This is a genomic window from Streptomyces sp. NPDC126503 (genome assembly GCF_040302405.1).
Taxonomy (GTDB): domain Bacteria; phylum Actinomycetota; class Actinomycetes; order Streptomycetales; family Streptomycetaceae; genus Streptomyces; species Streptomyces gulbargensis.
In genome coordinates this window covers 63,091-88,839 of sequence record NZ_JBEORS010000026.1, presented here as the reverse complement: position 1 = coordinate 88,839, position 25,749 = coordinate 63,091, and the positions used below count along the sequence as shown (strand labels likewise).

General features: G+C 74.7%; 14 protein-coding genes. 3 read left to right on the top strand and 11 right to left on the bottom strand.

Annotation, left to right across the window (positions count from 1 at the left end; translation table 11 throughout):
- The 3 genes from ABTY40_RS26525 to ABTY40_RS26515 all read right to left on the bottom strand — a co-directional run.
- On the bottom strand, nt 1-93 hold a 93-nt coding region (locus tag ABTY40_RS26525), incomplete at its 3' end, for a biotin carboxylase N-terminal domain-containing protein (RefSeq protein ID WP_351219746.1).
- A 60-nt stretch (nt 94-153) separates the two neighbouring features.
- Nucleotides 154-1,329 carry a sensor histidine kinase gene (locus ABTY40_RS26520; RefSeq protein WP_352061827.1) on the bottom strand — a complete coding sequence of 392 codons (1,176 nt, stop codon included), beginning with the start codon at nt 1,327-1,329 and terminating at the stop codon, nt 154-156.
- Nucleotides 1,326-1,862 carry a flavin reductase family protein gene (locus tag ABTY40_RS26515; protein ID WP_345289683.1) on the bottom strand — a complete coding sequence of 179 codons (537 nt, stop codon included), beginning with the start codon at nt 1,860-1,862 and terminating at the stop codon, nt 1,326-1,328. Before ABTY40_RS26515 ends, ABTY40_RS26520 begins: the two co-directional genes overlap by 4 nt.
- 216 nt (nt 1,863-2,078) lie before the next feature.
- Here ABTY40_RS26515 and ABTY40_RS26510 point away from each other — a divergent pair, with 216 nt between their 5' ends.
- A complete protein-coding gene (locus ABTY40_RS26510) occupies nt 2,079-3,668 on the top strand; it encodes an aspartate aminotransferase family protein (protein ID WP_352061826.1) in 1,590 nt (529 codons plus the stop codon).
- A gap of 219 nt (nt 3,669-3,887) precedes the next feature.
- Here the strand turns inward: ABTY40_RS26510 and ABTY40_RS26505 are convergent, their stop codons facing one another.
- Nucleotides 3,888-6,068 carry an ATP-binding protein gene (locus ABTY40_RS26505; protein WP_352061825.1) on the bottom strand — a complete coding sequence of 727 codons (2,181 nt, stop codon included), beginning with the start codon at nt 6,066-6,068 and terminating at the stop codon, nt 3,888-3,890.
- A 323-nt stretch (nt 6,069-6,391) separates the two neighbouring features.
- On the opposite strand from ABTY40_RS26505, the gene ABTY40_RS26500 reads away from it, so the two are divergent.
- Nucleotides 6,392-6,880 (top strand): pyridoxamine 5'-phosphate oxidase family protein, encoded by a 489-nt coding sequence (locus ABTY40_RS26500; protein ID WP_352061824.1) that lies wholly within the window; start codon nt 6,392-6,394, stop codon nt 6,878-6,880.
- A 257-nt stretch (nt 6,881-7,137) separates the two neighbouring features.
- Here the strand turns inward: ABTY40_RS26500 and ABTY40_RS26495 are convergent, their stop codons facing one another.
- The 7 genes from ABTY40_RS26495 to ABTY40_RS26465 form a co-directional block, all read right to left on the bottom strand.
- On the bottom strand, nt 7,138-7,326 hold the full coding sequence (locus ABTY40_RS26495) for a hypothetical protein (protein WP_352061823.1): 189 nt from the start codon (nt 7,324-7,326) through the stop codon (nt 7,138-7,140).
- Nucleotides 7,323-8,057 (bottom strand): 4'-phosphopantetheinyl transferase family protein, encoded by a 735-nt coding sequence (locus ABTY40_RS26490; protein ID WP_352061822.1) that lies wholly within the window; start codon nt 8,055-8,057, stop codon nt 7,323-7,325. Before ABTY40_RS26490 ends, ABTY40_RS26495 begins: the two co-directional genes overlap by 4 nt.
- Nucleotides 8,054-8,974, bottom strand: coding sequence for a metallophosphoesterase family protein (locus ABTY40_RS26485; RefSeq protein WP_352061821.1), 921 nt, complete (start codon nt 8,972-8,974; stop codon nt 8,054-8,056). The genes ABTY40_RS26490 and ABTY40_RS26485 overlap by 4 nt, the downstream gene beginning before the upstream one ends.
- Nucleotides 8,971-9,672: a thioesterase II family protein gene (locus tag ABTY40_RS26480; RefSeq protein WP_309031471.1), complete on the bottom strand. Its 702-nt coding sequence runs from the start codon at nt 9,670-9,672 to the stop codon at nt 8,971-8,973. The genes ABTY40_RS26485 and ABTY40_RS26480 overlap by 4 nt, the downstream gene beginning before the upstream one ends.
- Nucleotides 9,673-9,722: 50 nt before the next feature.
- On the bottom strand, nt 9,723-10,499 hold the full coding sequence (locus ABTY40_RS26475) for a TetR family transcriptional regulator (protein WP_352061820.1): 777 nt from the start codon (nt 10,497-10,499) through the stop codon (nt 9,723-9,725).
- Between the two features lie 186 nt (nt 10,500-10,685).
- A complete protein-coding gene (locus ABTY40_RS26470) occupies nt 10,686-11,111 on the bottom strand; it encodes a YybH family protein (RefSeq protein WP_352061819.1) in 426 nt (141 codons plus the stop codon).
- Nucleotides 11,112-11,174: 63 nt separating this feature from the next.
- The gene (locus ABTY40_RS26465) at nt 11,175-11,558 is read right to left on the bottom strand and encodes a YybH family protein (protein WP_309031467.1); all 384 of its coding nucleotides are present in this window, start codon (nt 11,556-11,558) and stop codon (nt 11,175-11,177) included.
- Between the two features lie 272 nt (nt 11,559-11,830).
- Here ABTY40_RS26465 and ABTY40_RS26460 point away from each other — a divergent pair, with 272 nt between their 5' ends.
- On the top strand, nt 11,831-25,678 hold the full coding sequence (locus ABTY40_RS26460) for a type I polyketide synthase (RefSeq protein WP_352061818.1): 13,848 nt from the start codon (nt 11,831-11,833) through the stop codon (nt 25,676-25,678).
- The last annotated feature ends 71 nt before the right edge of the window (nt 25,679-25,749 follow it).

The following is a 25,749-nucleotide window of genomic DNA, read 5'->3' as shown; positions in this document are numbered from 1 at the left end:
ATACACGGCCACGCTGCCGATACCGGCATCCCGGCACGCCCGGGCGACACGGACAGCGATTTCGCCACGGTTGGCGATGAGCACCTTGCGCACGACGGCTCCTCAAACCCTCAAACCTGGATCACGACATGATTCGTAGCGTGCCGGGGGACCTCACGCGTGGGGGAATCCGGCGGACGATGCCCCGCGCGTCCCGTGCCGGTGCGGCCGCAGCGGCAGATGGGCCTCCACGTGCGTCCCGTCGACGGGTGAGCTGCTGACGGTCAGGCGACCGCCGGCGTCCTCCATCCGCTCCGCCATCGAGCGGAACCCCTGGTGGGGGTGGCCCGGCCGCAGCACCCGCTCGACGTCGAAGCCGTGACCGTCGTCCTCCACGCTCGCGTACGCCCACCAGCGGGTGGACCGGATGGAGACCTTCACGCGCGTGGCCCCCGCGTGGGTGAAACTGTTGCGCAGCGCCTCGCGGACCGTCAGGTACAGGTCGCGGCGGCGGATGTCCGGCAGCATGCCCTCGTCGCCGGTCATCCGGACGGTCACCCGGACGCCCTCGGGAGCGGCCTCGGCCGCGAACTGGCGCAGTGCCGTCTCCAGCGGGGGGACGACGGACCGCTCCCGCACCCCGCCGACCAGGGCCCGCAGGCGCGCGTCCGTGGCCCGCAGGGCGAGCCGGGCGGCGGCGATGCGGTCGGCGGCGACCGGCTGGGGAAGTTCGTCGCACTCCTCCAGGGCGAGGCGTGCGGTGGTGACGCCGTCGGCGACGTCGTCGTGCAGCTCCCGGGAGATACGGCGCTGTTCGCGCCAGCAGCACACGGACGGGTCCGCCGGGGCGTCGCCCTCGTCGGCCTGCCGGACCGCCTCGCCGAGGGCCCGCACAGTTCCCTCGTCGAGGCGGCCGCTCTCCATCATCTGGAGCACGGCGCACTCCAGCAGCAGGACCGAGGCCGCCGCGGTGTGGTGGGGGGCCGGCTGGACGGGCGGGGCGTCCGGCACGGTGTCGTCCGCGGGGACGGAACGGGGACCGAAGGCGGCGGCGAGGACGGCGCGGGCCCGGTCGAGAAGCGCCCTGCGGACCGCGCTGTCGAAGCGGACCGCCGCGTTCAGCGTCGCCGGAAGCGCCGACTCGAACCGGCGCAGCACCGCGTCCACGTACTCGGGGCCCGGCCCCGGATCCGCCGGAGAGACCTCCGGCGTCCGGGGCATGAGCTGCCGTGCGACGGGCTGCGCCGGGGACGCCTTCTGCGCCACACGCGCGAGTCCTTCCTGCAGGGCCTCGGCGAAACCGGGGCCGATGACGGCCTCCCAGCCGCCGACGGCCGTGTCGGCGGTCATCGGGAGGGCGAGTCCGCGCGCTGGAACGCGCCGCTGAAGAACAGCAGCCCGTCCTCGCCGTCGCTGCGGCTCGCGCCGACCACGTCACCGATGAACACCGCGTGGTCGCCCACGTCGTAGGCGGCCGACAGCTCGCACTCCAGCCAGGCGAGCGAGCCGTTCAGCAGGGGGGCGCCGGTCTGCGGGCCGGGGGTCCAGTCGACGCCGGTGAACTGAGTGGGGCCGAGCGGCCGCTGCTTGTCGGCGAAGAACCGGGCCAGACCCTCCTGGCCGGCCTCCATGATCGAGACACCGAAGTGCCCGGCGGAGGTGATCGCCTTGTGCATCACGGCGCTGTGCGCGACACAGCACAGGACGGACGGCGGGTCGAGGGAGACCGACGTGAAGGCGTTCGCCGTCATGCCGTGGATGTGCTCCCCGCCGACGGACAGCACGGTGACGCCGGTCGCGAACAGGGACATGACCTCGCGCAGGGGGGCGGGGTGGGCCGCCGGCTCCCGGGAAATGGCGACGCCAGTGGATACGGAATTCATGCCGCGCCTTTCATGTAATCCATGGGAAGAAATGTACGGGGGGTGTCCCGCGGGCCGGGCATCGCCGAGTAACTGGACGCTCAGCCCGGCGCGCGGGAGCGGAGGATTACCGTTTCGTGAGCGGCCGTTCATGGGGGATGAGCGGCCGCTGGCTACGATCTGGGCGTTTTCGGTCAGGTCACTGACCGATCAGGTCACTATTGGGTGAGGGGTGGCATGAATACCGTCTCTGCTGATCCGCAGCTTGCGGAACCGTATCTGCTCGGATGGCTGGCGTCACTCGGTCTCGATGTCGAGTACGTACGGGCCGAGGGAAATACGCTCTATTACCTCGGGGAGAACGGCGAGGAGATTCCCGTTCTCGATTTCGCGGGCGGCTACGGGTCGCTGATCCTGGGGCACAACCACCCCGAGATCGTCGCCCACGCGCAGCAGCTGATCGGGTCGCAGACCCCGGTGCACGCGCAGTTCTCGCGCCACCCGTACGCGAACGACGTCGCCGTCGCGCTCAACCGGATCCTCCAGCGCGAGCTGGGCACGGAGGAGAACTATTCGGCCATCTTCGCCAACACCGGCGCCGAGGCGGTCGAGGCGGCCGTCAAGCACGCCGAGCTCGACCGCGGGCTGCGCCTCGCCGCCCTGCGGGAGGAGCTGGCGGAGAACCTGGCCGCCGCACGGGACGCCGTGGCCGGCGGGGCGCGGGTGGCCCCGGAGGCGTACCGCCTGGTCGGGGTCGAGGAGCGCGAGGGCGCGGACGGCTTCGAGGCGCTGGTGGCCGAGATCGTACGGCGCAACGCCGAGCAGACCGGCCGCCCGCCGGTCCTCCTCACCCTCGAGGGCGGCTTCCACGGCAAGCTGGTCGGCAGCGTCCAGCTCACCCACAACGAGGGCTACCGGACGCCGTTCGCCGCGCTCGCGACGCCCTCGCGGTTCGTCCCCGCCGGCAACGCGCCGGCGCTCAAGGCGGTGCTCGAGAACGAGCGGGCGACCGTCTTCGACCTGGTCGTCGAGGACGGCACGGTGTCGGTGACCGAGCGGAACTCCCCGGTGTTCTGCGCGTTCGTCCTGGAGCCCATTCAGGGAGAGGGCGGAATCCGCGTCCTGTCGGAGGAATTCGCGCAGGAGATCCAGCGGGCCTGCGCCGAGGTCGACTGCCCGATCATCGTCGACGAGGTCCAGAGCGGAATGGGCCGCAGCGGCGACTTCCTGGCGAGTTCCGCGCTCGGCCTGCGCGGCGACTACTACGCGCTGGCCAAGAGCCTGGGCGGCGGAATCGCGAAGACCTCCGTCATGCTCACCCGGCAGTCCCGCTACCGTTCCGAATTCGAGCTGGTGCACAGCTCGACCTTCGCCAAGGACGCCTTCTCCTGCCTCATCTCGCAGAAGGTCCTGGAGATGCTGGAGGCGGACGACGGCGCCGCGTACCGGGCCGTGCGCGACCGCGGGGCCAAGCTGATGGACATGCTGGCCGGGGTGCGCGCCGACTTCCCCGACGTGGTGAAGGACGTGCGCGGGCGGGGCCTCATGCTGGGCCTTGAGTTCCACGACCAGTCCGGCTCCGGCTCCGAGGCCATCCGGGAGAGCGCCCCGCTGCTCGGCTACACGGTCGCCGGCTACCTGATGCGGGAGCACCGCATCCGTACCTTCCCGACCGCGAGCGCCGTGAACACCCTGCGCTTCGAGCCCTCGCTGTACCTGACCGACGCCGAGATCGACCGGCTGGACCAGGGCCTGCGCGCGGTCTGCGGCCTCTTCCGTACGCACGACGGCGCCGGGCTCACCGGCATCGCGGCCGAGGCGGCCTGACCGCACGCCCGGCCGGGGCCCGACCGGCCCCCGGACCCGCCGAGCGGGCCGCCCTCCCCCACGGGCGGCCCGCTCCGCGCGTTCAGCGGGACAGCGATCCGTCCGCCGGACCCTCCGCACTCCCGCAGGACGGGCCGCGCGCCCCGGCCGTGTCCGGCGGTGTCTCTGCGGGGTGACCCCGCCGGGCACGGGGCCCGGTGCGCGGCAGCCCGGTCGGGCTCATACGCCGACCGGGCTCGCCAGTGCCTCCTCGCGTGTCGCCACGGCCACCGCCGCCGGGGCCGGTGGCGGGCTCGCGGGCGGCAGCAGTGTCAGCGTGGACACCCTGCGCCGGCCGCCACCCCAGCCGGGGCGCCGTTCCAGCAGTTCCGGCCGGGCCGTGGCGACCACGATCAGCGGCGCCGTCCCCGCCCCGTCGGCCAGCTGTTCCAGCCGGTCCAGGAGCGCGTCGTCGGAGCGGTGCACGTCGTCGAGGACCACGACGAGCGGTTCCAGAGCCGAGGCGAAGGCGAGGAACTCGCTCCAGGTGGCCAGGATCTCCGGCATCCGGTCCGGCGGCGGCGCGACCGTCCCGGGCAGCAGCGGCAGCAGCGTCCGGCGCAGCCGCGTCCGGCACTCCTCGGTGACCGGCAGCCGCCAGAGCGCCGAGGTCAGCTTCTCCCGTACGACGCGGGCCGGGTCGCCGGGCAGCAGGCCGCAGTACTCGGCGAGGATCTGCCCCGGCATCGTCGGCGTCCCGTCCGGGCCGGTCGGCTCGCGGGCGACGAGGATGCGGGCGGCGGTCTCCGGCTGCCGGGCGATGCTCTGCCCGAACTCCCGCAGCAGATGCGTCTTGCCGACGCCGGGCGCGCCGAGCACCGTCACCAGGTGCGGTACGGAACGGTTCCTGGCCCAGTCCAGCAGGCCGTTGAGCACCCCGAGCTCGTACGCCCGGTCGGCGCCCGGACCGGCCTCCTGCCGCACCAGGTCGACGGCCTGCCAGGTGTCGGGGAGGTCCCCCGCCGGCCGCGACACCACCGAGGTGCCCGTCGCCCGCCGGGTGGCGCCGCTCATCCACACCTCGCCGTCCGGCACCCGGGCCAGCAGCGTCCGGCCGTCGTCCAGGACCGACCCCACCGCCGACAGGGGCGCCACGCCCTGCGCGCCCGGCCGCAGCCGCACCAGCGCCTGACCGGTCGTCACGACCGCCCGCAGGGAGGGGCCCTGGTCGGAGGTGAAGCGGTTACGGAGGGTCAGCGCCGCCCGCACCGCGCGCTCCGGGTCGTCGTGGCGCGGCCCGTGCGCCCCGAAGAGGGCCAGCGAGACGGAGCCGATGGAGGCCATGACCGTACCGCCGAAGCGTTCGACGATCTGGCCGACGACGTCCTCGGCACTGCCGACGGTCGTGCCGATCTCACCGGGGTGCGCCTCGTCCAGATCGTCGTGGCAGACGTTCATCAGGACCGCGCTGACCGCGATGCGCTGGGTCACCGTCGTCCCGACCGTGCCGTTCTGGCCGCCGGTCGGCGCGGCGGGCGGGCGGGCCGCGCCGAGCGGGCGGCCGGTGTGGTCCGCCGGCGGCCGGGGCGCCTCGGGGGCCGGCGGGGCCAGGGTGACGGAGGAGCGGCGGATCACCGGCCACCCCATCTCCTGGCTCAGGGCGGCGTCGTGGGTCAGTATCGACCGCTGGAGCATCCGCAGCCCGCGGCCCGGCTCCAGGCCGAGGTTCTCCACCAGGGCGGAACGGGCCCGGTCGTAGACGTTGAGGGCGTCGGCCTGGCGGCCGCAGCGGTAGAGGGCGATCATCAGCTGCCCGCAGGCCCGCTCGCGGAGCGGCTCGGTGTCGACCAGGGTGGTGAGGTCACCGATCACCGAGTGATGGCGACCGCACGCCAGTTCGGCGTCGAAGAAGTCCTCGAGGGCGTCCAGGCGGGTGCGGCGGGTCGCCTCGATCTCCGGCCAGCTGAAACCCGACTCGGCCAGATCGGCCAGGACGGGGCCGCGCCACAGCTCCAGGCCCTCGCGCAGCAGGCGCGCCGCCGTCTCCGGGGCGTCCGCGGCCAGCGCCGCCCGCCCCTCGGAGACGCGCCGCTGGAAGATGGACAGGTCGACGTGGTCCGGCTCGACGCGCAGCACGTAGCCGGGGGTGCGGGTCACCAGGGCGGGAGGACTGCCCGTCGGCGGTTCGGGTAGGGAGGCCAGCATCGAACGCAGGCCCCACACCGCGTTGTGAAGGATCTTCCGGGCCGTGACGGGGGCGTCGTCGGAGTCCCACAGCGCCTGGACCAGCTCGCTGGCGGCCACGACCCGGTTGGTGCGCAGCAGCAGGTACCCCAGGGTCGCCCGCTGCTTGGTCCCCCCCAGCGCGACCGGCTCGCCGTCGGCCGTCACTTCCAAAGGCCCCAGCAATCCGAACTGCATAGCCCCCCGCTCTCCGGAAACAGATATTCCCTCAATCAATGGCTCCGACCCGAATCGGAGTGGAAATTCTTGGAGCATCAGTGGCCCGTGCCGAACTGGTCGGAGGATTCGCCTGGAAGTATGACACGACGTTCTTGAAGTCCCCTTGAAGCCGTTCGCCCCGGTCTGGTAAGCGCGTTCGGGCGCGCGACGGTATCGCGGCGATAACTCACTGACTTAAAAGTGCGTGGTTCCGTCATGAGCCGGGCTGCTGCATGCTGGAGGTGTGCAGGCTCCCCCGCCCCGCACCCGGAAACAGCACCCGCTCGTCCGAAGGAATCGCCATGGTCGTGAAGGTGGAGACGTTCTCGGAGATCGAGGGGGAATTCTTCGAGTACGTCAAGGACATCGTCTACTGCACGATGATCACCGTCGACCGGAAGTCACGCCCCCGGGCCCGGGTGCTGCTGCCGGTCTGGGAGGTCGTCGACGGCCGGCCGGTCGGCTGGCTCGCCGCGCACAAGACACCGGTCAAGACGGCTCACCTCGCGCACAACCCCCACACGACCTACTCGTACTGGAATCCCCGGCAGAACGCCGTCTTCGTCGACTCGGTCTCCACCTGGGCCTCGACGCCCGAGGAGCGGGAGTACGCCTGGGACCTCTACCGCAGGGGGAGCCCGGCGGGGGTCGGCTACGACCCGCGCAACTTCTGGCGCGGGGGCCCCACCGATCCCGAGTACCACGTGCTGCGCATCGACGCCTGGCGGGTCCAGGTGCTGCGCGGGACGGATCTTTCCAGCCGCATGTGGACCGACGTGTCCGCCGGCTGAGACTCCCGGTGCGGACGTGTCGGTGGTCGCCCGTCCGCACCGGGCTGCCAGGCCCCCCGTCCGGCCCGGTCCGCCGGACGGGGAGCCCGGCCGTTGCGCCGGTCCCGGGCCTGTGGGGGTCCCGGGCGGCGTGCTTCCCGGCGGGGGGCGTGCGGGTACGCGCGCTCCCGGCGGGCGGGGGCGGGCCGGTGTGGTCCCCGGCCCGCACCCCGGCGGCGGCGCGGAAGTCCGCCGCCCCGCGTGCTCCTGAGCGGTGCTCAGTCGATGCCGCGGACGATGTGGGTCTCGCCGGGGCGCTCGTCGTCGCAGCCGGCCAGCTGCAGCGGCGGGTGCAGCAGGGTGTGGAGGAGTGCCTCGGGCAGGGTGTGGACCTCACGCAGCACGTGGAGCAGGGCCTCGGGGAACGCCCGGTCGGCGTCGGGCCGGTACAGGTGGTCGCGCATCATGTCCTCCAGTCGTGGGGTCGGGCGGCGTCGGTACGCGGTCCCGGCACCCGGCCGGATCCCGTGTCCTCGGGGGGACGCAGGGCGATGGCGGTCACCACCAGCCCGTTCCCCACGCGCCACCGTCCGTCGAAGGCGGTGATCCGGACGCCGTTCACCACCGGTCCGGGGACCAGGAGTTCGGCGCGGAACGTGCCTGCCGACGGATCGGGGGTGATCACGGCCTCGTCGAAGTCCAGAGGCCGCCCGGTGAGGGGGAACCAGGTCTTGTAGACGCTCTCCTTGGCGCTGAACAGCAGCCGGTCCCAGGCGACGGCGGGCCGCCGGGCGGCCAGCTCGCGCAGCAGGGCGCGCTCGCGGGGGAGGGAGACGGCCTCCAGCAGGCCGGGGGAGGGGAGCGGCGCGTTCGGTTCGGCGTCGCAGCCGATCGACGCGAAGTCCTCGCGCAGGGCCACGGCCGCGGCCCGGTAGCCCTGACAGTGCGTCATGCTGCCGACCACGCCGTCCGGCCAGCGGGGCGCGCCCTTCGTGCCCGGCAGCAGGGGCACCGGCGGCAGGCCGAGGGTGCCGAGCGCCTCCCGGGCACAGGCCCGTACCGAGGCGAACTCCCGCCGCCGGCCGGCGACGGCGCCGGCGACCACCCGCTCCTCCTCGGGGAAGAGGCCGAGCGGTTCGGGCACGTCGTGGAACCGCTCGGCCGTCACGGCCGGGGCGGGCAGCAGCGAGGCGATCACCGCGGCCCCCCGGCGGCCGGCGCGGCGGTGGCGGCGGGGCGCCCCGGGTACGGGGCGCCGGCCGGCAGGACGCGGACGGGGAGGGCGGGGGCGCCCGGGCGGCGGCGCCACTCGCGCGGGTAGCCGAGCGACACCTCGTGGTGCGGCACGCCCTGCTTCCGTATCAGCCGCGGGATGTGGAGGTGGCCGTACACGACGGCGGCCGCCCGGTAGCGGACCGGCCAGTCGTCGGTCGCCTCGGTGCCGCACCACAGGGCGAAGTCCGGGTACCGCAGCACCTCGGTGGGCTCCCGTACCAGCGGGAAGTGGTTGACGAGCACCGTCGGCAGGTCCGCCGGGAGCGCGTCGAGGCGCTCGGCGGTGCGCAGCAGCCGGGCCCGGCACCAGTCGGCGACGGTGGGGTACGGGTCGGGGTGCAGCAGGAACACGTCGGTGGCGACGACGCCCGCCTCGTCCGCGCGGCGCAGCGCCTCCTCGGCGGTGCGCACGCCCGGGCGGCGGAAGGTGTGGTCGTACAGGAGGAAGAGGGGCACGACGACCGCCGGCCCGCCGGGGCCGCGCCACACGGGGTACGGATCCTCGGGGGTGGTCACGCCCAGCTCGCGGCAGAGCCGGACGAGGGCTTCGTAGCGGGCGGCCCCGCGCTCCTGGACCGGGTCGTCGGGCGGGGTCCACAGCTCGTGGTTGCCGGGCGCCCACACGACCTTCCGGAAGCGGCGGGCCAGCGTCGACAGGGCCCATTCCACGTCCGCCATGTGCTCGGCGACGTCCCCGGCGACGAGGAGCCAGTCCTCGTCGGAGGCGGGCCGCAGGGCCTCGACGACCGCGCGGTTCTCGGGGTATCGGACGTGGAGGTCGCTGACGGCCAGCAGGCTGCCGGAGCCTGGGGAAGGGCCGTCAGGCGAGGGCGGACTCACGCCGCCGGGCCCGCGGCGAGCAGGCCCGTGGTGATGATGCCGGCGACGTCGGTGGTGCGCTCGTCGAGGTAGAAGTGCCCGCCCGGGAGGATCTCCAGGGCGAAGTCGCCGGTGGTGTGGTCCCGCCAGCCGGCCGCCTCCTGCACGGTGACCACCGGGTCCGCGTCGCCGACGACGACGGTGACGGGGGAGGCCAGGGGCGCGCCGCCGTTCCAGTGGTACGAGCCGAGGGCGCCGTAGTCCGCGCGGAGCGCCGGCAGCACCATCTCGAGCAGCTCCGGATCGTCGAACACCGCGTTCCCCGTGCCGCCGAGGCCGCGCACCGCGGCGACGATCTCGGCGTCGCCGGCGAGCCGGTCGTGCACGCTGGGGTGCGGGGAGGGCGCGCCGCGCCCGGAGAGGAACAGCCGGTTCGGTCCGGGCCGTCCGGCGGCGGTGAGCCGGCGGGTGGTCTCGTAGGCGAGGACCGCGCCCATGCTGTGCCCGAACAAGGCGTACGGCTCGCCGGTGAGCGGCTCCAGGGCCTCGGCGAGGGCGTCGGCGTGGGCGGTGACGCTGGTGAAGGGCTGCTCGCGGCGGCGGTCCTGGCGGCCCGGGTACTGGACGGCCAGCACGTCGAGCCGGTCACCGAGTGCCCGGGAGAGGGGGACGAACGCGCTGGCCGCGCCGCCGGCGTGCGGGAAGCACACCAATCGCATGCTGCCCTCGGGGGCGGCCGTGCCGAAGCGCCTGAACCACGTGCTATCCACTACGTCCCTTTCTGCGGGCCGGTACCCGGCGGCACCAGACGGGGGAGCATGAACTGCCAGAACTGGCTCAGCCGTTCCTGCGAGAGCCAGGCGGGATCCTTGCGGCCGAGGGCCTCGAAGCCGACGGTCGACGCGGCGACGACGGTGACGGCGTCCTCCGGATCGGTGCCGTCGGCGAGCGCGCCCCGGCGGGCGGCGAGCCGCAGCGCGGACGCGATCCAGTCCCGCCACTGGCCGTGCAGGTCGGCCCGGCTCTGCCACGAGGGTTCGCAGCCGAGCGTGAAGCCGGCCCGCAGGACGACATCGGTGTTGAGCTGGTCGAACAGCCGGTGGGAGGTCGCGACGATCAGCCGCACCGGATCGGGGCGGTCGGCCCCGTCGGTACGGTCCGCCGGGACGGGGGACACCGGCCGGCCGGCCGCGCGCGTGCGGCCCGCCTCCGTACCGTCCCCCGGCCTCGTACCGTCCGCCGTCCTCGTACGCCCGGCGGCGTCCAGGTCGTCGCCGGCGTACGTGCCGTCGGCGGCGTCCAGGTCGTCGTCGGGGTCCAGATCAGGACCGGTGATCAGGCGCAGGCGTGCTTCCGCCGCCCGCTCGATCGCCTCGGCCAGCGCGCCCTTGCTGGCGAAGTGGAAATGCAGGGCGCCACTGCTCACCCCGGCCTTGCTGCAGATGGCGGAGAGGGAGGCCGACACGAATCCATCCGTGTCGAAGATCTCCGCAGCGGACCGGAGGAGCGCCTCGCGTGTGCGAACAGCGCGTTCCTGCTTAGCCATGTGCACTCCGTGGATGCCTGGGGGCGCGGCTGACGGCCCCTCAAGAACGTCCAGCGTAATGAACCGCGCTTGCGGTTTGCTATCGGCCCGATCGTAGCCGTCTTGAAAGGTTCACCCTCCGGCCCGGAGGTTCCCTGGCCTGCCCGGACGGGGGATGGACCGGGCAGGCCAGGAGAAGGGGGGACCCTACTGGGGCAGCAGGGTTCCGGCGACCGGACGGTCGATGGCCATGAGCCAGCGGCCGTCCTCACCACGGCGGAGCACATCGGTGCAGTTGCCCTCGATGCGCGTGGGCTTGCCGTCCGCGTCCGTGCCGTCGACGCTGAACTTCACGCCGATCAGGGCGACGTCGCCGGCGACGTACGCGTGGGTGATCTCGGCCACGAGGAACGGCTTCGGCGCGAGGAATTCCTTGAAGAACTCCGTGCGCTCCTTGCCGGTCAGCGGCGAACCCGAGAAGTTCGAGATCGCGTCGTCGCGGTAGAGAAGGTCGAAGAGGGCACCGTCACCCGAATTGAACAGCTGGATGAAGATCTCGTTCTGAGTCTCCGAGTCGCCGGTCAGATCCGGGTTGTCGACATCGAAGTCGACCGTGATCCCAGGAATGCTCATGGTCTGCGAACACCACTTTCTTGGTCGGGACAGGCTTCCGTGCCGGAGGGCGGTGGGGGGCGCTTACTGCTGCTGCTCGCCGTACGGGTCGTCGATCGCGTAGCGCCAGTTGCCGTCCGCGCCCTTGCGCAGCACGTCGACGCCGACGCCGGTGAGCAGCTCCGGCTCGCCCGCGTCGTCGACGGTCGCGATCGACCAGTCCACGATCAGCAGCGCGGTGTCACCGGTCACGAAGGACTGGCGCGGCCGGGCGCTCATCTTCGGCTTCCGGGCCAGGAACTCCTTGACGGCGTCCTTGCGGGCCTGGCCCGTGAGCGGCACGCCCGGTTCCCAGACCGCGACGGCCTCGTCGGTGTACATCGCGTTCACGGCGTCGACGTCACCCGAGTTGAAGGCCGCTTCGTACAGCGCGGTGTGCTTTTCGACATCGCTGGTGAGATTGCTCATGGCGAGACCATTCCTGCTTTCTTCCGGCATGGCACCCGGGAATTCGAGGAGTTTCACGCAGATCTGGCCCGAACATAACGGGTTGCACCTCACCGGCCGCCCACCGACAAGTAACGGACCGGCCACCTCATGACCGAAACCTGCGGTTACCCGTGCATGACCCGGTGTTGAGAGGAACCGGGGCAACCGGTCTTAAGGTCGACAATGCGGGGTTCCATATCCGGGATACTCAGGCCGCTTCGAAATCAGTGAGGAAAGGGCAGCCGAGCGCCATGACGACGAATCGCAATTCTGTGGAGAGCCGGGCGTCGCGAGGCCAGGACGGAGCCATCGCCGTCATCGGTCTGTCGTGCCGGCTCCCCATGGCCCTCGGCCCGGCGGACTTCTGGCAACTGCTGCGCACCGGCACCGACGCGATCACCGACGCGCCACCCGGACGCTGGAACACCGCCGCCCCTGAGGACACCCCCGGTGTCCGCCGGGGCGGATTCCTCGACGGCATCGGCGAGTTCGACGCCGGGTTCTTCGGCATCTCGCCCCGCGAGGCCGCCGCCATGGACCCCCAGCAGCGCATGGTCCTGGAGCTGGCCTGGGAGGCGCTGGAGGACGCCGGCGTCCTGCCGGCCTCCCTCCGCGACTCGCGCACCGCCGTCTTCGTCGGCACCCTGCGCGACGACTACGCGAGCCTGGCCGGCCAGTACGGCGAGCAGGTCATCACCCAGCACTCGATGACCGGCCTCAACCGCGGCGTCATCGCCAACCGCGTCTCCTACTACCTGGGACTGCGCGGCCCCAGCCTCACCGTCGACGCCGCCCAGTCCTCCTCCCTGGTCGCCGTCCACCTGGCCTGCGAGTCCCTGCGCTCGGGCGAGTCCACCACCGCCATCGCCGCCGGCATCAACCTCAACATCCTCGGTGAGAGCGCGGTGACGGAGGAGCGCTTCGGCGGCCTCTCCCCGGACGGCACCGCCTACACCTTCGACGCCCGCGCCAACGGCTTCGTCCGGGGCGAGGGCGGCGGCGCCGTCATCCTGAAGCCCCTGGACCAGGCCGTCGCGGACGGCGACCGCGTCTACGGCGTCATCCGCGCCTCCGCCGTCAACAACGACGGCGCGACCCCCGGCCTGACCGTCCCCAGCCGCGAGGCCCAGCGCCAGGTGCTCCGCGAGGCCTACGAAAAGGCCGGAATCAGCCCCTCCGATGTTCAGTACGTCGAGCTGCACGGGACCGGCACGCCGGTCGGCGACCCCATCGAGGCCGCCGCCCTCGGCGACGTCTTCAGCGCCCACCGCGCGCCCGGCGACCCGCTGCTCGTCGGCTCGGCCAAGACCAACGTCGGGCACCTGGAAGGTGCCGCCGGCATGGTCGGCCTGCTCAAGGCGCTGCTGAGCCTCACCCACCGCGAGATCCCCGCCAGCCTCAACTTCGAGACCCCCAACCCGGCGATCGACCTCGACGGCCTCGGCCTCGCCGTGCCGCGCGAGCTGACCGCCTGGCCGCACCCCGACCGCCCCCTCGTCGCGGGCGTCTCCTCCTTCGGCATGGGCGGCACCAACGCCCACGTCGTCCTCACCGAGGCCCCGGCCGCCGCCCCCGCCGCCGGGGGCGCCTCCGGCGACGCCTCGGAGCCGGCCGCCGAGGACGCCCGGCCCGTCCTGCCCTGGATCCTCTCGGGCCGTGACGCCGACGCGCTGCGCGCCCAGGCCGGCAAGCTGAGCGCCTTCGCCGCCACGAGCGACGCCACGCCCGCCGACATCGGCTGGTCGCTGCTCACCACCCGCACCACCTTCGACGAGCGCGCGGTCGTCCTCGCGGACGGGAAGGACGCCTTCCTCGCCGGTCTCGACTCCCTCGCCGAGGGCGCCCCCGGCACCGGCGTGGTCACCGGAAACATACGGGACGGCCGGGCCGCTTTCCTCTTCACCGGTCAGGGCGCTCAGCGTGCGGGGATGGCGCAGGAGTTGTACGCGTCGTTTCCGGCGTTCGCGGCGGCGTTCGACGAGGTGGCTGGTCTCCTTGACGCGGGTCTGGGCGGCTCCGTCCGTGAGGTGATCGTCTCGGGTGAGGGTCTGGACGAGACGGGGTGGACGCAGCCGGCGCTGTTCGCCGTCGAGGTGGCGTTGTTCCGGCTGGTCGAGTCCTGGGGTGTGAAGCCGGACTTCGTGGCCGGGCATTCGATCGGTGAGATCGCCGCCGCGCATGTGGCGGGGGTGTTCTCGCTGGAGGACGCGGTACGGCTCGTCGTCGCCCGTGCGGGTCTGATGCAGGCGCTGCCGAAGGGCGGTGCGATGGTCGCCGTCCAGGCCACCGAGGCCGAGGTCGCGCCGCTGCTCGCCGACGGGGTGGCCATCGCCGCCATCAACGGGCCCCAGTCCCTGGTCGTCTCGGGCGAGGAGGCGGCGGTGCTCGCCGTCGCGGCCCGGCTGGAGGAGCAGGGCCGCAAGACCCGGCGCCTGACGGTCAGCCACGCCTTCCACTCGCCGCTCATGGACCCCATGCTGGACGAGTTCAAGGCCGTCGCCGCGCAGCTCACCTACAGCGCCCCCCACCTCCCCGTCGTCTCCACCCTCACCGGCCGCCTCGCCGACGGCGACGACCTGCGCACCGCCCAGTACTGGGCCGACCAGGTCCGCGGCACCGTCCGCTTCGCCGACGCCGTCCGGACGCTCACCGACGAGGGCGTCACCTCCCACCTGGAGATCGGCCCCGACGGCATCCTCTCCGCCCTCGCCGAAGGCGCCGTCCCCGCCCTGCGCCGGGGCCGCGACGAGGTGAGCACCCTGCTCTCCGCCGTCGCCACCCTCTTCACGCGCGGTGTCCCCGTCGACTGGCGGGCCCTCTACGCCGGCACCGGCGCCCGCCGCGTCCCCCTGCCCACGTACGCCTTCCAGCGGCAGCACCACTGGTTCGAGCCCCGCTCCACCGAGCGCACCGCCCCCGCGCTCCCGGCCGCCGCGCCGCGCGAGCCCGCCGCGCCCCGCGGCGAACTCGGCGCCCGCCTCGCCGCGATGTCCCCGGCCGAGCGGTCCCGCGCCGTCACCGACCTGACCTCCACGCACATCGCCGCCGTCCTCGGCTACGCCCAGGGCCGCCGCGCCGACGCCCGGGCCTCCTTCAAGGACCTCGGCTTCGACTCCCTCATGTCCGTCGAACTGCGCGACCGGCTCGCCACCGCCACCGGACTGCGCCTCGCCAGCGGCCTCCTCTTCGACCACCCCACCCCCGAGGCGCTCACCGCCCACATCGAGGCCGAACTGACCGGCGCGGCCGCCGCCGACGACGAGTACCTCGCCACCCCCCTCCAGGACGACGAGCCCATCGCCATCGTCGCCATGGCCTGCCGCTACCCCGGCGGCGTCTCCTCCCCCGAGGACCTGTGGCGGATCGTCGCCGAGGGCACCGACGCGATCTCCGGCTTCCCCACCGACCGCGGCTGGGACGAGGACCTGTACGACCAGGACCCCGACCGCTCCGGCAAGAGCTCGGTGCGCGAGGGCGGCTTCCTCCACGACGCGGCCCTCTTCGACGCCGGCTTCTTCGGCATCTCACCGCGCGAGGCCCTCGCCATGGACCCGCAGCAGCGCCTCCTCCTGGAGACCGCCTGGGAGGTCGTCGAGCGCGCCGGCATCGACCCGCAGACCCTCAAGGGCAGCCGCACCGGCGTCTTCGTCGGCGCCACCGCCCTCGACTACGGCACCCGCCTGCACGAGGCCCCGCAGAGCGTCGAGGGCCACCTGCTCACCGGTTCCACCAGCAGCGTCATGTCCGGCCGCATCGCCTACCAGCTCGGCCTGGTCGGCCCCGCCCTCACCATCGACACCGCCTGCTCCTCCTCGCTGGTCGCCCTCCACATGGCCGTACGGTCGCTGCGCCAGGGCGAGACCACCCTCGCCATCGCGGGCGGCGCGACCGTCATGTCCGCGCCCGGCATGTTCGTGGAGTTCTCCCGGCAGCGCGGCCTCGCCGCCAACGGCCGCAGCAAGTCCTTCTCCGCCGACGCCGACGGCACCTCCTGGGCCGAGGGCGTGGGCCTCCTCCTCGTCGAGAAGCTGTCCGACGCCCGCCGCAACGGCCACCAGGTCCTCGCCGTCATCCGCGGCACCGCCGTCAACCAGGACGGCGCCTCCAACGGCCTGACCGCCCCCAACGGCCCCTCCCAGGAGCGGGTCATCCGCCAGGCCCTCGCCGACGCCCGCCTCACCCCGTCCGACGTGGACGCCGTCGAGGCCCACGGCACCGGCACCCGCCTCGGCGACCCCATCGAGGCCGAGGCCATCCTCGCCACCTACGGCAGCGACCGAAGCGACCGGGACCCGGTGTACCTCGGCTCGCTCAAGTCGAACATCGGGCACGCGCAGGCCGCGGCCGGTGTCGGCGGCGTCATCAAGATGGTCCAGGCGATGCGCCACGGCGTCCTGCCGCGCACCCTGCACGTCTCCGAGCCCACCCCCCACGTCGACTGGACGGCCGGCGCCGTCGAGCTGCTGACCGAGGCCCGGGAGTGGCCCGCCACCGAGCGCGCCCGCCGCGCGGCCGTCTCCTCCTTCGGCATCAGCGGCACCAACGCCCACGTCATCGTGGAGCAGGCCGAGGACGAACCGGCGGACGAGCCGACCCGTACGGCCGCCCCCGCCGGCACCGCCACCCCCGACCGCCCGGAGGGCGACCCCACCACGCCCGCCCTCTGGGCACTCTCCGCCCCGGACCGCACCGCCCTGGCCGCCCAGGCCGAGGCGCTCCACGCCCACCTGGAGCGCCGGGGCGACCCGGCGGAGCTCACCGCCCGCGACCTCGCCGACATCGGCTTCTCCCTGGCCACCACCCGGGCCACCTGGGCCGAGCGGGCCGTCGTCACCGGCACCCGCCCGGACGCGCTCCTGGCCGGGCTCGACGCCCTGCGCCGCGGCGCCGACGCGCCCCAGCTGGTGACCGGCTCCGCCGCCCGCGCCGGGCGCACCGCGTTCCTGTTCACCGGCCAGGGCGCCCAGTACCCGGGCATGGGCCGCGAACTGTACGAGGCCCACCCGGTGTTCGCCGCCGCCCTGGACGAGGTGTGCGCGGCGCTCGACCCGCACCTGGACCTCGGCCGGCCGCTGCGCGAGGTGATGTTCGCCGACGCCACGGCCGACGAGTCCACCGCGGCCCTGCTGCACGAGACCCGTGCCACGCAGCCCGCCCTGTTCGCCCTGGAGGTCGCCCTCCACCGGCTCGCCGAGGCCCACGGGCTGACCCCCGACGCGGTCGCCGGCCACTCCATCGGCGAACTCGCCGCCGCCCACGTCGCCGGGGTCCTCTCCCTGGAGGACGCCGCCGCCCTCGTCGCCGCCCGCGGCCGGCTGATGCAGGCGGCCGTCGCCGGCGGTGCCATGGTCGCGATCCAGGCCCCCGAGGCCGAGGTCGCCGAGACCCTCGCCGCCCACACCGGCCGGCTCGCCGTCGCCGCCGTCAACGGCCCCGAGGCCGTCGTGATCTCCGGCGACGCCGACGCCGCCGACGAGGTCGCCGAGCTGTGGCGCGAACGCGGCCGCAAGACCCGGCGTCTGACGGTCAGTCACGCCTTCCACTCGCCGCACATGGACACGATCCTCGACGAGTTCCGGCAGGTCGCCGAGGGCCTGACCTACCACGCCCCGCGCCTCCAGGTCGTCTCCACCGTCACCGGCCTGCCCGCCGGCGGCGACGACCTGCTCACCCCCGACTACTGGGTGCGGCAGATCCGCGAGGCCGTACGGTTCCTCGACGCCACCCGCACCCTGGAGGACGAGGGCGTCACCACCTTCGTGGAGATCGGCCCCGACGCGGTCCTCACCGCCATGGCCGGCGGCTCCTTCCGCGCCGACACCTCCCAGGCGGTGGCGCTCCAGCGGGCCGGCCGCCCGCAGTCCGAGACGCTGACCGCCGGGCTCGCCCGCGCCCACACCCTCGGCGCCCCGCTGGACCTGGGGTCGTTCTTCCCCGGCGCCTCCCGCGTCGAGCTGCCCACGTACGCCTTCCAGCGCCGGCACTACTGGCTGAAGCCCGAGGCCCGCACCGACGCCCGCAGCCTCGGCCTCGACCCGGCCGGGCACCCGCTGCTCGCCACCTCCGTCGAGCTCGCCGCCGGCGAGGGCCTGGTCCTCACCAGCCGCCTCTCGCTCGCCGGCCACCCGTGGCTCGCCGACCACCGCATCCACGGCACCGTCCTCGTGCCCGCCACCGCCTTCATCGAGCTGGCCTCCGCGGCCGGCCGGGCCGCCGGCGCCGAGCACCTGGCCGAACTCACCCTGGAGGCCCCGCTCGCCCTGCCCGAGCAGCGGGCCGTGCGCGTCCAGGTCGCCGTCGCCGCGCCCGACGCCTCCGGCACCCGCACCTTCACCGTGTACTCCCGCCCGGAGACCGGCGACGACGAGCAGGGCGCCTGGACCCGCCACGTCTCCGGCGCCCTCGCCGAGACCCCCGCCGGCGCCCGGGACGCGAGCGACCCGGTCTTCGAGGAGCTGCGCCAGTGGCCGCCCGCCGACGCCCGGGCGGTGCCGCTCGACGACACGTACGAGCGGCTCACCGACCTCGGCTACGAGTACGGGCCCGTCTTCCAGGGGCTGCGCGCCCTGTGGCGCGTCGAGGACGGCCCGGTCTACGCCGAGGTCGCCCTCCCCGACGACCAGCACGAGGCCGCCGCCCGCTACGGCGTCCACCCCGCCCTGCTCGACGCCGTGCTCCACCCGGTCGTCCTCGACGCCGCCGAGGGCGCCGACCCGGGCACGATCCGGCTGCCGTTCGCCTGGAGCGGGGTCACCACCCACGCGGTGGGCGCCACCACCCTGCGCGTACGGGTCGAGCAGGCCGGCACCGACGCGGTGAGCCTGCACCTGGCCGACGCCGCCGGCGCGCCCGTGGCCACCGTCGACTCGCTGGTGCTCCGCCCCGTCGCCAAGGACCGGCTGGCCCCGGCCGTCACCACCGACGGACTGTTCACCGTCGCCTGGACCACGCTCACCCCGGCGGGCGGCCCCGCGCCGCGCGTCACCGAGATCACCGGCGACGAACTGCCCGACCCCGAGGGCCTCGACACCGACGTCCTCCTCGTCCGCGCCGGGGGAGAGGACACCGGGGACGGCCACACCCCGGCCGCCGCCCACGCCGCCGCCGCCCGCGCCCTGGAACTGACCCGGCGCTGGCTCGCCGACGAGCGCCACGACGACACCCGCCTCGCCTTCGTCACCACCCGCGCGGTCGCCACCGCCCCCGGCGAGGAGGTCGACGGCCTGGCCGGCGCCCCCGTCTGGGGCCTGCTCCGCGCCGTCCAGACCGAGCACCCCGGCCGCCTGCTGCTCCTCGACGTCGACGGCACCGCCGAGGCCGAGGACCGGCTGCCCGCCGCGCTCGCCACCGGAGCCGCCGGCGAACCGCAGCTCGCGCTGCGCGGCACCCGCCTGCACGCCCCCCGGCTCACCCGCGACCGCGCCCCGGCCCCCGCCGACGCGCCGCGCCTCGACCCGCAGGGCACCGTCCTGATCACCGGCGGCACCGGCGGCCTCGGCGGGCTCCTCGCCCGCCACCTCGTCGCCGAGCACGGCGTGCGCCACCTGCTGCTCACCAGCCGCCGCGGACCGGCCACCCCCGGCGCCGACGAGCTCGCCGACGAACTCGCCGAGCTGGGCGCCCGGGTCACCACCGTCGCCGCCGACGCCGCCGAACCCGAGGCCGTCACCGCCCTCCTGGAGTCGGTCGACCCCGCCCACCCGCTCACCGCCGTCGTGCACACGGCGGGCGTCCTCGACGACGCCACCGTCGAGTCGCTCACCCCCGAGCAGCTGGAGAAGGTCCTGCGGCCGAAGGTCGACGCCGCCTGGCACCTGCACGAGCGCACCCGGGACCTGGGCCTCGCCGCCTTCGTCCTCTTCTCCTCCGTGTCCGGCATCACCGGTACGGCGGGCCAGGCCAACTACGCCGCCGCCAACACCTACCTGGACGCCCTCGCCGCCCACCGCCGGGCCCGCGGCCTCGCCGCCACCTCGCTCGCCTGGGGCCTGTGGGACTCCAGCCACGGCATGGGCGCCCAGCTCGGCGACGCCGACCTGGCCCGCTGGAAGCGCGCCGGTGTCGACCCGCTCGACCCGGAGACCGGCCTCGCCCTGTTCGACGCCGCGCTCACCGGCGGCGACGCCCTCGTCGTACCGGCCCTGTTCGACCTGGCCCGGCTGCGCGAGGCGGCGGCGGACGGCACCCCGCCCGCCCTGCTGCGCGGCCTGATCCGGCCCCGCGCCACCGCGCGGGCCGCCCAGGGCGCCACGGCCGGCGCCGCCGCCGGCGGCACCGAGTGGGCCCGCCGCATCGCCTCCCTCCCCGAGGAGGAGAGCCGCGCCGCCGCCGCCGACCTCGTCCGGAGCATCGTCGCCGGCGTCCTCGGCCACGCCAGCCCGGAGGGCATCGACCCCGAGCGCGCCTTCAAGGAGATCGGCTTCGACTCGCTGGCCGGAGTGGAGCTGCGCAACCGGCTCAACGCCGCCACCGGACTGCGGCTGCCCGCCACCGCCGTCTTCGACCACCCCTCGCCCGCGGCCCTCGCCGCCTACCTGCACCAGCAGGCCGCCGGAACCAAGCAGGCCGCCGGCGCCGCCCCGGCCCGCCGCACCGCGGCCTTCGCCGACGAGCCGATCGCCATCGTCGGCATGGCCTGCCGCTTCCCCGGCGGCGTCGCCTCCCCCGAGGACCTGTGGCGGCTCGTCCTGAACGGCACCGACGCCATCAGCGAGTTCCCCGACAACCGGGGCTGGGACCTGGACGCCCTGTACGACCCGGACCCGGAGCACACCGGCACCTCCTACACCCGGCACGGCGGCTTCCTCCACGACGCCGACCAGTTCGACCCGGCGTTCTTCGGAATGTCGCCGCGTGAGGCCATCGCCACCGACCCCCAGCAGCGCCTCCTCCTGGAGACCGCCTGGGAGACCTTCGAGAGCGCCGGCATCGACCCCGCCACCCTGCGCGGCACCAGCACCGGCGTCTTCACCGGCGCCATGTACGACGACTACGCCTCGCGCCTCGCCAAGAGCCCCGAGGAGTTCGAGGGCTTCCTGCTCGCCGGAAACCTCTCCAGTGTCGTCTCCGGCCGCCTCTCCTACACGTACGGACTGGAGGGCCCGGCCGTCACCGTCGACACCGCCTGCTCCTCCTCGCTCGTCGCCCTGCACCTGGCGGCCAACGCCCTGCGCCAGGGCGAGTGCGACCTGGCGCTCGCCGGCGGCGTCACCGTGATGTCCGGCCCCAGCACCTTCGTCGAGTTCTCCCGCCAGCGCGGCCTGGCGGAGGACGGCCGCTGCCGCTCCTTCTCCGCCGACGCCTCCGGCACCGGCTGGGCCGAGGGCGTGGGCCTGCTCCTCGTCGAGAAGCTGTCCGACGCGCGCCGCAACGGCCACCAGGTCCTCGCCGTCCTGCGCGGCTCGGCCGTCAACCAGGACGGTGCCTCCAACGGCCTGACCGCCCCCAACGGTCCGGCGCAGGAGCGCGTCATCCGCCAGGCCCTCGCCGGCGCGGGTCTCGCCCCGTCCGACGTGGACGCCGTCGAGGCGCACGGCACCGGTACCAGCCTCGGCGACCCGATCGAGGCGCAGGCGCTGCTGGCCACCTACGGCCAGGACCGCCCCGAGGACCGGCCCCTCTACCTGGGCTCCCTCAAGTCGAACATCGGACACGCGCAGGCCGCGGCCGGTGTCGGCGGCGTCATCAAGATGATCCAGGCCATGCGGTACGGCACCCTGCCGAAGACCCTGCACGCCGACAACCCCTCACCGCACATCGACTGGGACGCGGGCGCGGTGGAGCTGCTCACCGAGGCCCGGCAGTGGCCGGTCACCGGCCGGCCCGCCCGCGCGGCGGTGTCGTCCTTCGGCATCAGCGGCACCAACGCCCACGTCATCCTGGAGCAGTCCCCGGACGCCCCGGCCCCCGCCGCCCCGGCCGCCCCGGCCGCCGACGCGGAGGGAACCGGGAAGGCGAACGGGACCGCCGGCGCCGACGGCCGCGTCCTGCCGTGGATCCTGACCGCGAAGGACGAGAACGCCCTGCGCCGCCAGGCCGACCGGCTCCACCGCCACCTCACCGAGCGGCCCGCGCTCACCCCCGGCGACGTCGGCTTCTCCCTGGCGACCACCCGCGCCACCCTGGAGCACCGCGCCGCCGTCCTCGGCACCGACCGCGCCGCCCTCATGACGGGGCTCGAAGCCCTCGCCCGCGGCGAGTCGAACCCGTCCGTGGTGCGCGCGGCCACCGGCCGCCGCGGCAAGACGGCCTTCCTGTTCACCGGACAGGGCAGCCAGCGGCTCGGCATGGGCCGCGAACTGTACGAGTCGTCGCCCGTCTTCCGCCGCGCCCTGGACGAGGTGTGCAAGCACCTCGACACGGAGCTGTTCCGGCCCGTCAAGGACGTCCTCTTCGCCCCCGCCGGCTCGGCGGACTCGGCGCTGATCGACCAGACCGCCTTCACCCAGGCCGCCCTCTTCGCCGTCGAGGTCGCCCTCTTCCGGCTCGCCGAACACCACGGCCTGACCCCGGACTACCTCCTGGGCCACTCCATCGGCGAGGTCACCGCCGCCCACCTGGCCGGGGTCCTGAACCTCGCCGACGCCTGCACCCTCGTCGCCGAGCGGGGCCGCCTGATGCAGGCCGCCCGCGAGGGCGGCGCGATGGCCGCCCTCCAGGCCGGCGAGGAGGAGGTGCGGTCCCTGCTCGACGACTACGACCTGCACGCCGTCGCCATCGCCGGCCTCAACGGCCCGCAGGCCACCGTCATCTCCGGCGACGAGCACCTCGTCGAGGAGATCAGCACCGTCTGGCGCACCCGCGGCCGCAAGACCAAGCGGCTGCCCGTCAGCCACGCCTTCCACTCGCCCCACATGGACGAGGTGCTCGACGAGTTCCGGAACGTCGCCGAGTGCCTGACCTACCACGCCCCCCGCATCCCGGTCGTCTCCAACGTGACCGGCGTCCTCGCCACCACCGAGCAGCTCACCTCGCCCGACTACTGGGCCACCCACATCCGTGAGGCGGTCCGCTTCCACGACGGCGTCCGGCAGCTCGAGGAACTCGGGGTCACCGAGTACATCGAGATGGGCCCCGACGGCGTCCTCACCGCCATGGCGCAGGCCTGCCTCACCCGCGAGGCCGGATTCCTCGCCCCGATGCTGCGCTCCGGCCGGCCCGAGGCGGAGACCGTCGCCGCCGCCGTCACCGGCGCGGTGCTGCGCGGCGCCCGCCCCGACTGGAAGACCCTCTTCCCGGGCGCCCGCCGGGTCGAGCTGCCCACCTACTCCTTCGACCACGGCCGCTACTGGCTGGAGGGCTCCTCCACCCCGGGCGACGCCGAGGGCTTCGGCCTCTTTGCCGTCGGCCACCCGCTGCTCGGCGCGGCCGTCCGGGTCGCCGACCGGGACGCGTACCTCTTCACCGGCCGCGTCTCCCGCCGCAGCCACCCCTGGCTGGAGGGCCACGCCGTCCGCGGCACCGTCCTCGTCCCCGCCACCGGACTGCTCGACCTGGCCTTCCGGGCCGCCGAACAGGTCGGCTGCGACCGGGTGGAGGAGCTGACGCTCGCCGCGCCGCTCATCCTGCCCGAGCGCGGCGCCGTCCAGATCCAGCTCGTCGCCGGCGAACCCGACGAGAGCGGCGGCCGCACGCTCGCCGTGTACGCCCGCCCCGACGAGGACGGCACGGACCAGCCGTGGACCCTGCACGCCGAAGGACGGCTCGGCACCGGCGCCGGGGCCCCCGAGGGGCTGCTCGCCTGGCCGCCGGCCGGCGCCACCGAGGTCGGACTCGACGGCGTGTACGACCGGCTCGCCGCCACCGGCTACGGCTACGAGGGCGCCTTCCAGGGCCTCACCCGCCTGTGGAAGGGCCAGGACGAGCTGTTCGCCGAGGTCGTCCTCGCCGAGGAACACCGCTCCGACGCCCCCCGGTTCGGCCTCCACCCCGCCCTCCTCGACGCCGCCCTGCACCCGCTGCTCCCGGGCGTCGCCGAGGCCGAGGGACCGTCCTGGCTGCCGTTCTCCTGGTCCGGCGTGAGCCTGTACGCCACCGGGGCGACGGTCCTGCGGGTCCGGCTCTCCCTCGACCGGTCCGGCGACGACTCGCTGCGGGCCGCGCTCACCGTCGCCGACGGCGCGGGCGCCCCCGTCGCCGCCGCCGAGTCGCTGCTGCTGCGCCCGCTGTCCGAGGAGGCGCTGCGCGAGGCCGGCACGGCCGCCCGCGACGGCCTGTTCGGCCTCGGCTGGACGGAGCTGCCCGCCCCGGCCGCCGGCGCGGACCGCACCGGCTGGGCGCTGCTCGGCACGGCGACGGCCACGGGAGACGCGTACGAGAACATCGCCGCCCTCGCCGCGGCGCTCGACGCGGGCACCCCGGCCCCCGCCGTCCTGCACCTGCCCGCCACGGACGCCCCCGACGGCGGCCCGCTGCCCGAGCGGGCCCGTACCGCCGTCGCCCGCGTCCTGGACACGGTGCGCGAGTGGCTGGCCGACGACCGGCTCGCCGAGTCCCGGCTCGTCGTCACCACCCGCGGCGCCGTCGCCGCCGGCGGCGGGGACGTCACCGACCTGGCCCACGCCGGAGTCTGGGGCCTGCTCAGGTCCGCGCAGACGGAGAACCCCGGCCGGATCGTCCTCGTCGACCTCGACCCCGCCGGCGGGGACGGCGACGGCCTGGTCGCCGCCGCCGTCGCCACCGGCGAACCCCAGGTCGCCGTCCGCGCCGGCACCCTCACCGTCCCGCGACTGACCCGCACCGGCCCCGCCGCCGGCCAGGCGGAGCCCCGCTGGGACGAGGGCACCGTCCTCGTCACCGGCGCCACCGGCGCCCTCGGCGCGATCCTCGCCCGGCACCTGGTCACCGTCCACGGCGCCCGCAGGCTGCTGCTCCTCAGCCGCCGCGGCCCCGACGCCCCCGGCGCCGCCGAACTGCGCGGCGAACTCGAGGAGCTCGGCGCCCACGCCGAGACCGTCGCCTGCGACGTCACCGACCGCGAGTCGCTGGCCGGGGTCCTCGCCGGCATCCCCGCCGAGCACCCGCTGACCGCCGTGGTGCACACCGCCGGCGTCCTCGACGACGGTGTCGCCGCCCGCCTCACCGCCGAGCAGCTCGACAAGGTCCTGCGGCCCAAGGTCGACGCCGCCTGGCACCTGCACGAGCTCACCCGGGACCTGGACCTCACGGCCTTCGTCCTCTACTCGTCGGTGGCCGGCCTCATCGGCACCGCCGGCCAGGCCAACTACGCGGCCGGCAACACCTTCCTCGACGCCCTCGCCGCCCACCGCCGGGCGCACGGCCTGCCCGCCGTCTCCCTCGCGTGGGGCCTGTGGGCGCAGGCCAGCACCATCTCCGGCGGCCTCGACGAGACCGACCTGCGCCGCCTGGCCCGGGTCGGCCTGCGGCCCCTCGCCTCCGACGAGGCGATGGCCCTCTTCGACGCGGCCCCCGCCACCGGCGAGGCGGTCCTGGCCGTCACCCGCCTCGACACGGCCGTCCTGCGCAGCAGGGGCGACGAACTGCCGCCCGTCCTGCGCGCCCTCGCCGGCCCGCCCAAGCGCCGCACCACCACCGCGGCGAGCGCCGGTGCCACCGAGGAGGCCTCGCTCGCCCAGCGGCTCGCCACCCTCGGCGCCGCCGAGCGGGAGCGCGCCCTCACCGATCTCGTACGGGCCCAGGTGGCCGGTGTCCTCGGACACGGCGACCCGAGCCGCATCGAGGCGGACCGGGCCTTCCAGGAGCTCGGCTTCGACTCCCTCACCGCCGTCGAGCTGCGCAACCAGCTGGGCCGGGCGACCGGTCTGCGGCTGCCCACCACCCTCGTCTTCGACCACCCGTCGCCGCAGGCGCTCGCCGCCCACCTCCTGGGCGAACTCGCCGTCGAGGAGGCGTCGCCGGCCGATCCGGTCCTCGCCCCGCTCGCCGGCCTCGAGGCGGCCATCGCCGCCGCCGCACCGGACCAGGAGGCCCGCGACCTGATCACCGCACGGCTGAAGGAACTGCTCAAGGCGGCCGAAGGCGCCGGAGACCCCGGACGCCCCGAGGACACCGTCGACGACCAGGACCTCGAGACCGCCAGCGACGAGGAGCTGTTCGCGCTCCTGGACGAACTCGAATGACCCGCACCCGCACGGTGCGCGCCGCCGCCGCTTCCGGCGGCGGCGCGCAGCCGGCCATCGGACCCACCATC

What these genes read in the sequence shown, in the direction of transcription:
- ABTY40_RS26520 (WP_352061827.1), bottom strand. Translation starts at nt 1,329, where the DNA reads ATGACCGCCGACACGGCCGTCGGCGGCTGGGAGGCCGTCATCGGCCCC.
- ABTY40_RS26515 (WP_345289683.1), bottom strand. Translation starts at nt 1,862, where the DNA reads ATGAATTCCGTATCCACTGGCGTCGCCATTTCCCGGGAGCCGGCGGCC.
- ABTY40_RS26510 (WP_352061826.1), top strand. Translation starts at nt 2,079, where the DNA reads ATGAATACCGTCTCTGCTGATCCGCAGCTTGCGGAACCGTATCTGCTC.
- ABTY40_RS26505 (WP_352061825.1), bottom strand. Translation starts at nt 6,068, where the DNA reads ATGCAGTTCGGATTGCTGGGGCCTTTGGAAGTGACGGCCGACGGCGAG.
- ABTY40_RS26500 (WP_352061824.1), top strand. Translation starts at nt 6,392, where the DNA reads ATGGTCGTGAAGGTGGAGACGTTCTCGGAGATCGAGGGGGAATTCTTC.
- ABTY40_RS26495 (WP_352061823.1), bottom strand. Translation starts at nt 7,326, where the DNA reads ATGATGCGCGACCACCTGTACCGGCCCGACGCCGACCGGGCGTTCCCC.
- ABTY40_RS26480 (WP_309031471.1), bottom strand. Translation starts at nt 9,672, where the DNA reads ATGCGATTGGTGTGCTTCCCGCACGCCGGCGGCGCGGCCAGCGCGTTC.
- ABTY40_RS26475 (WP_352061820.1), bottom strand. Translation starts at nt 10,499, where the DNA reads ATGGCTAAGCAGGAACGCGCTGTTCGCACACGCGAGGCGCTCCTCCGG.
- ABTY40_RS26470 (WP_352061819.1), bottom strand. Translation starts at nt 11,111, where the DNA reads ATGAGCATTCCTGGGATCACGGTCGACTTCGATGTCGACAACCCGGAT.
- ABTY40_RS26465 (WP_309031467.1), bottom strand. Translation starts at nt 11,558, where the DNA reads ATGAGCAATCTCACCAGCGATGTCGAAAAGCACACCGCGCTGTACGAA.
- ABTY40_RS26460 (WP_352061818.1), top strand. Translation starts at nt 11,831, where the DNA reads ATGACGACGAATCGCAATTCTGTGGAGAGCCGGGCGTCGCGAGGCCAG.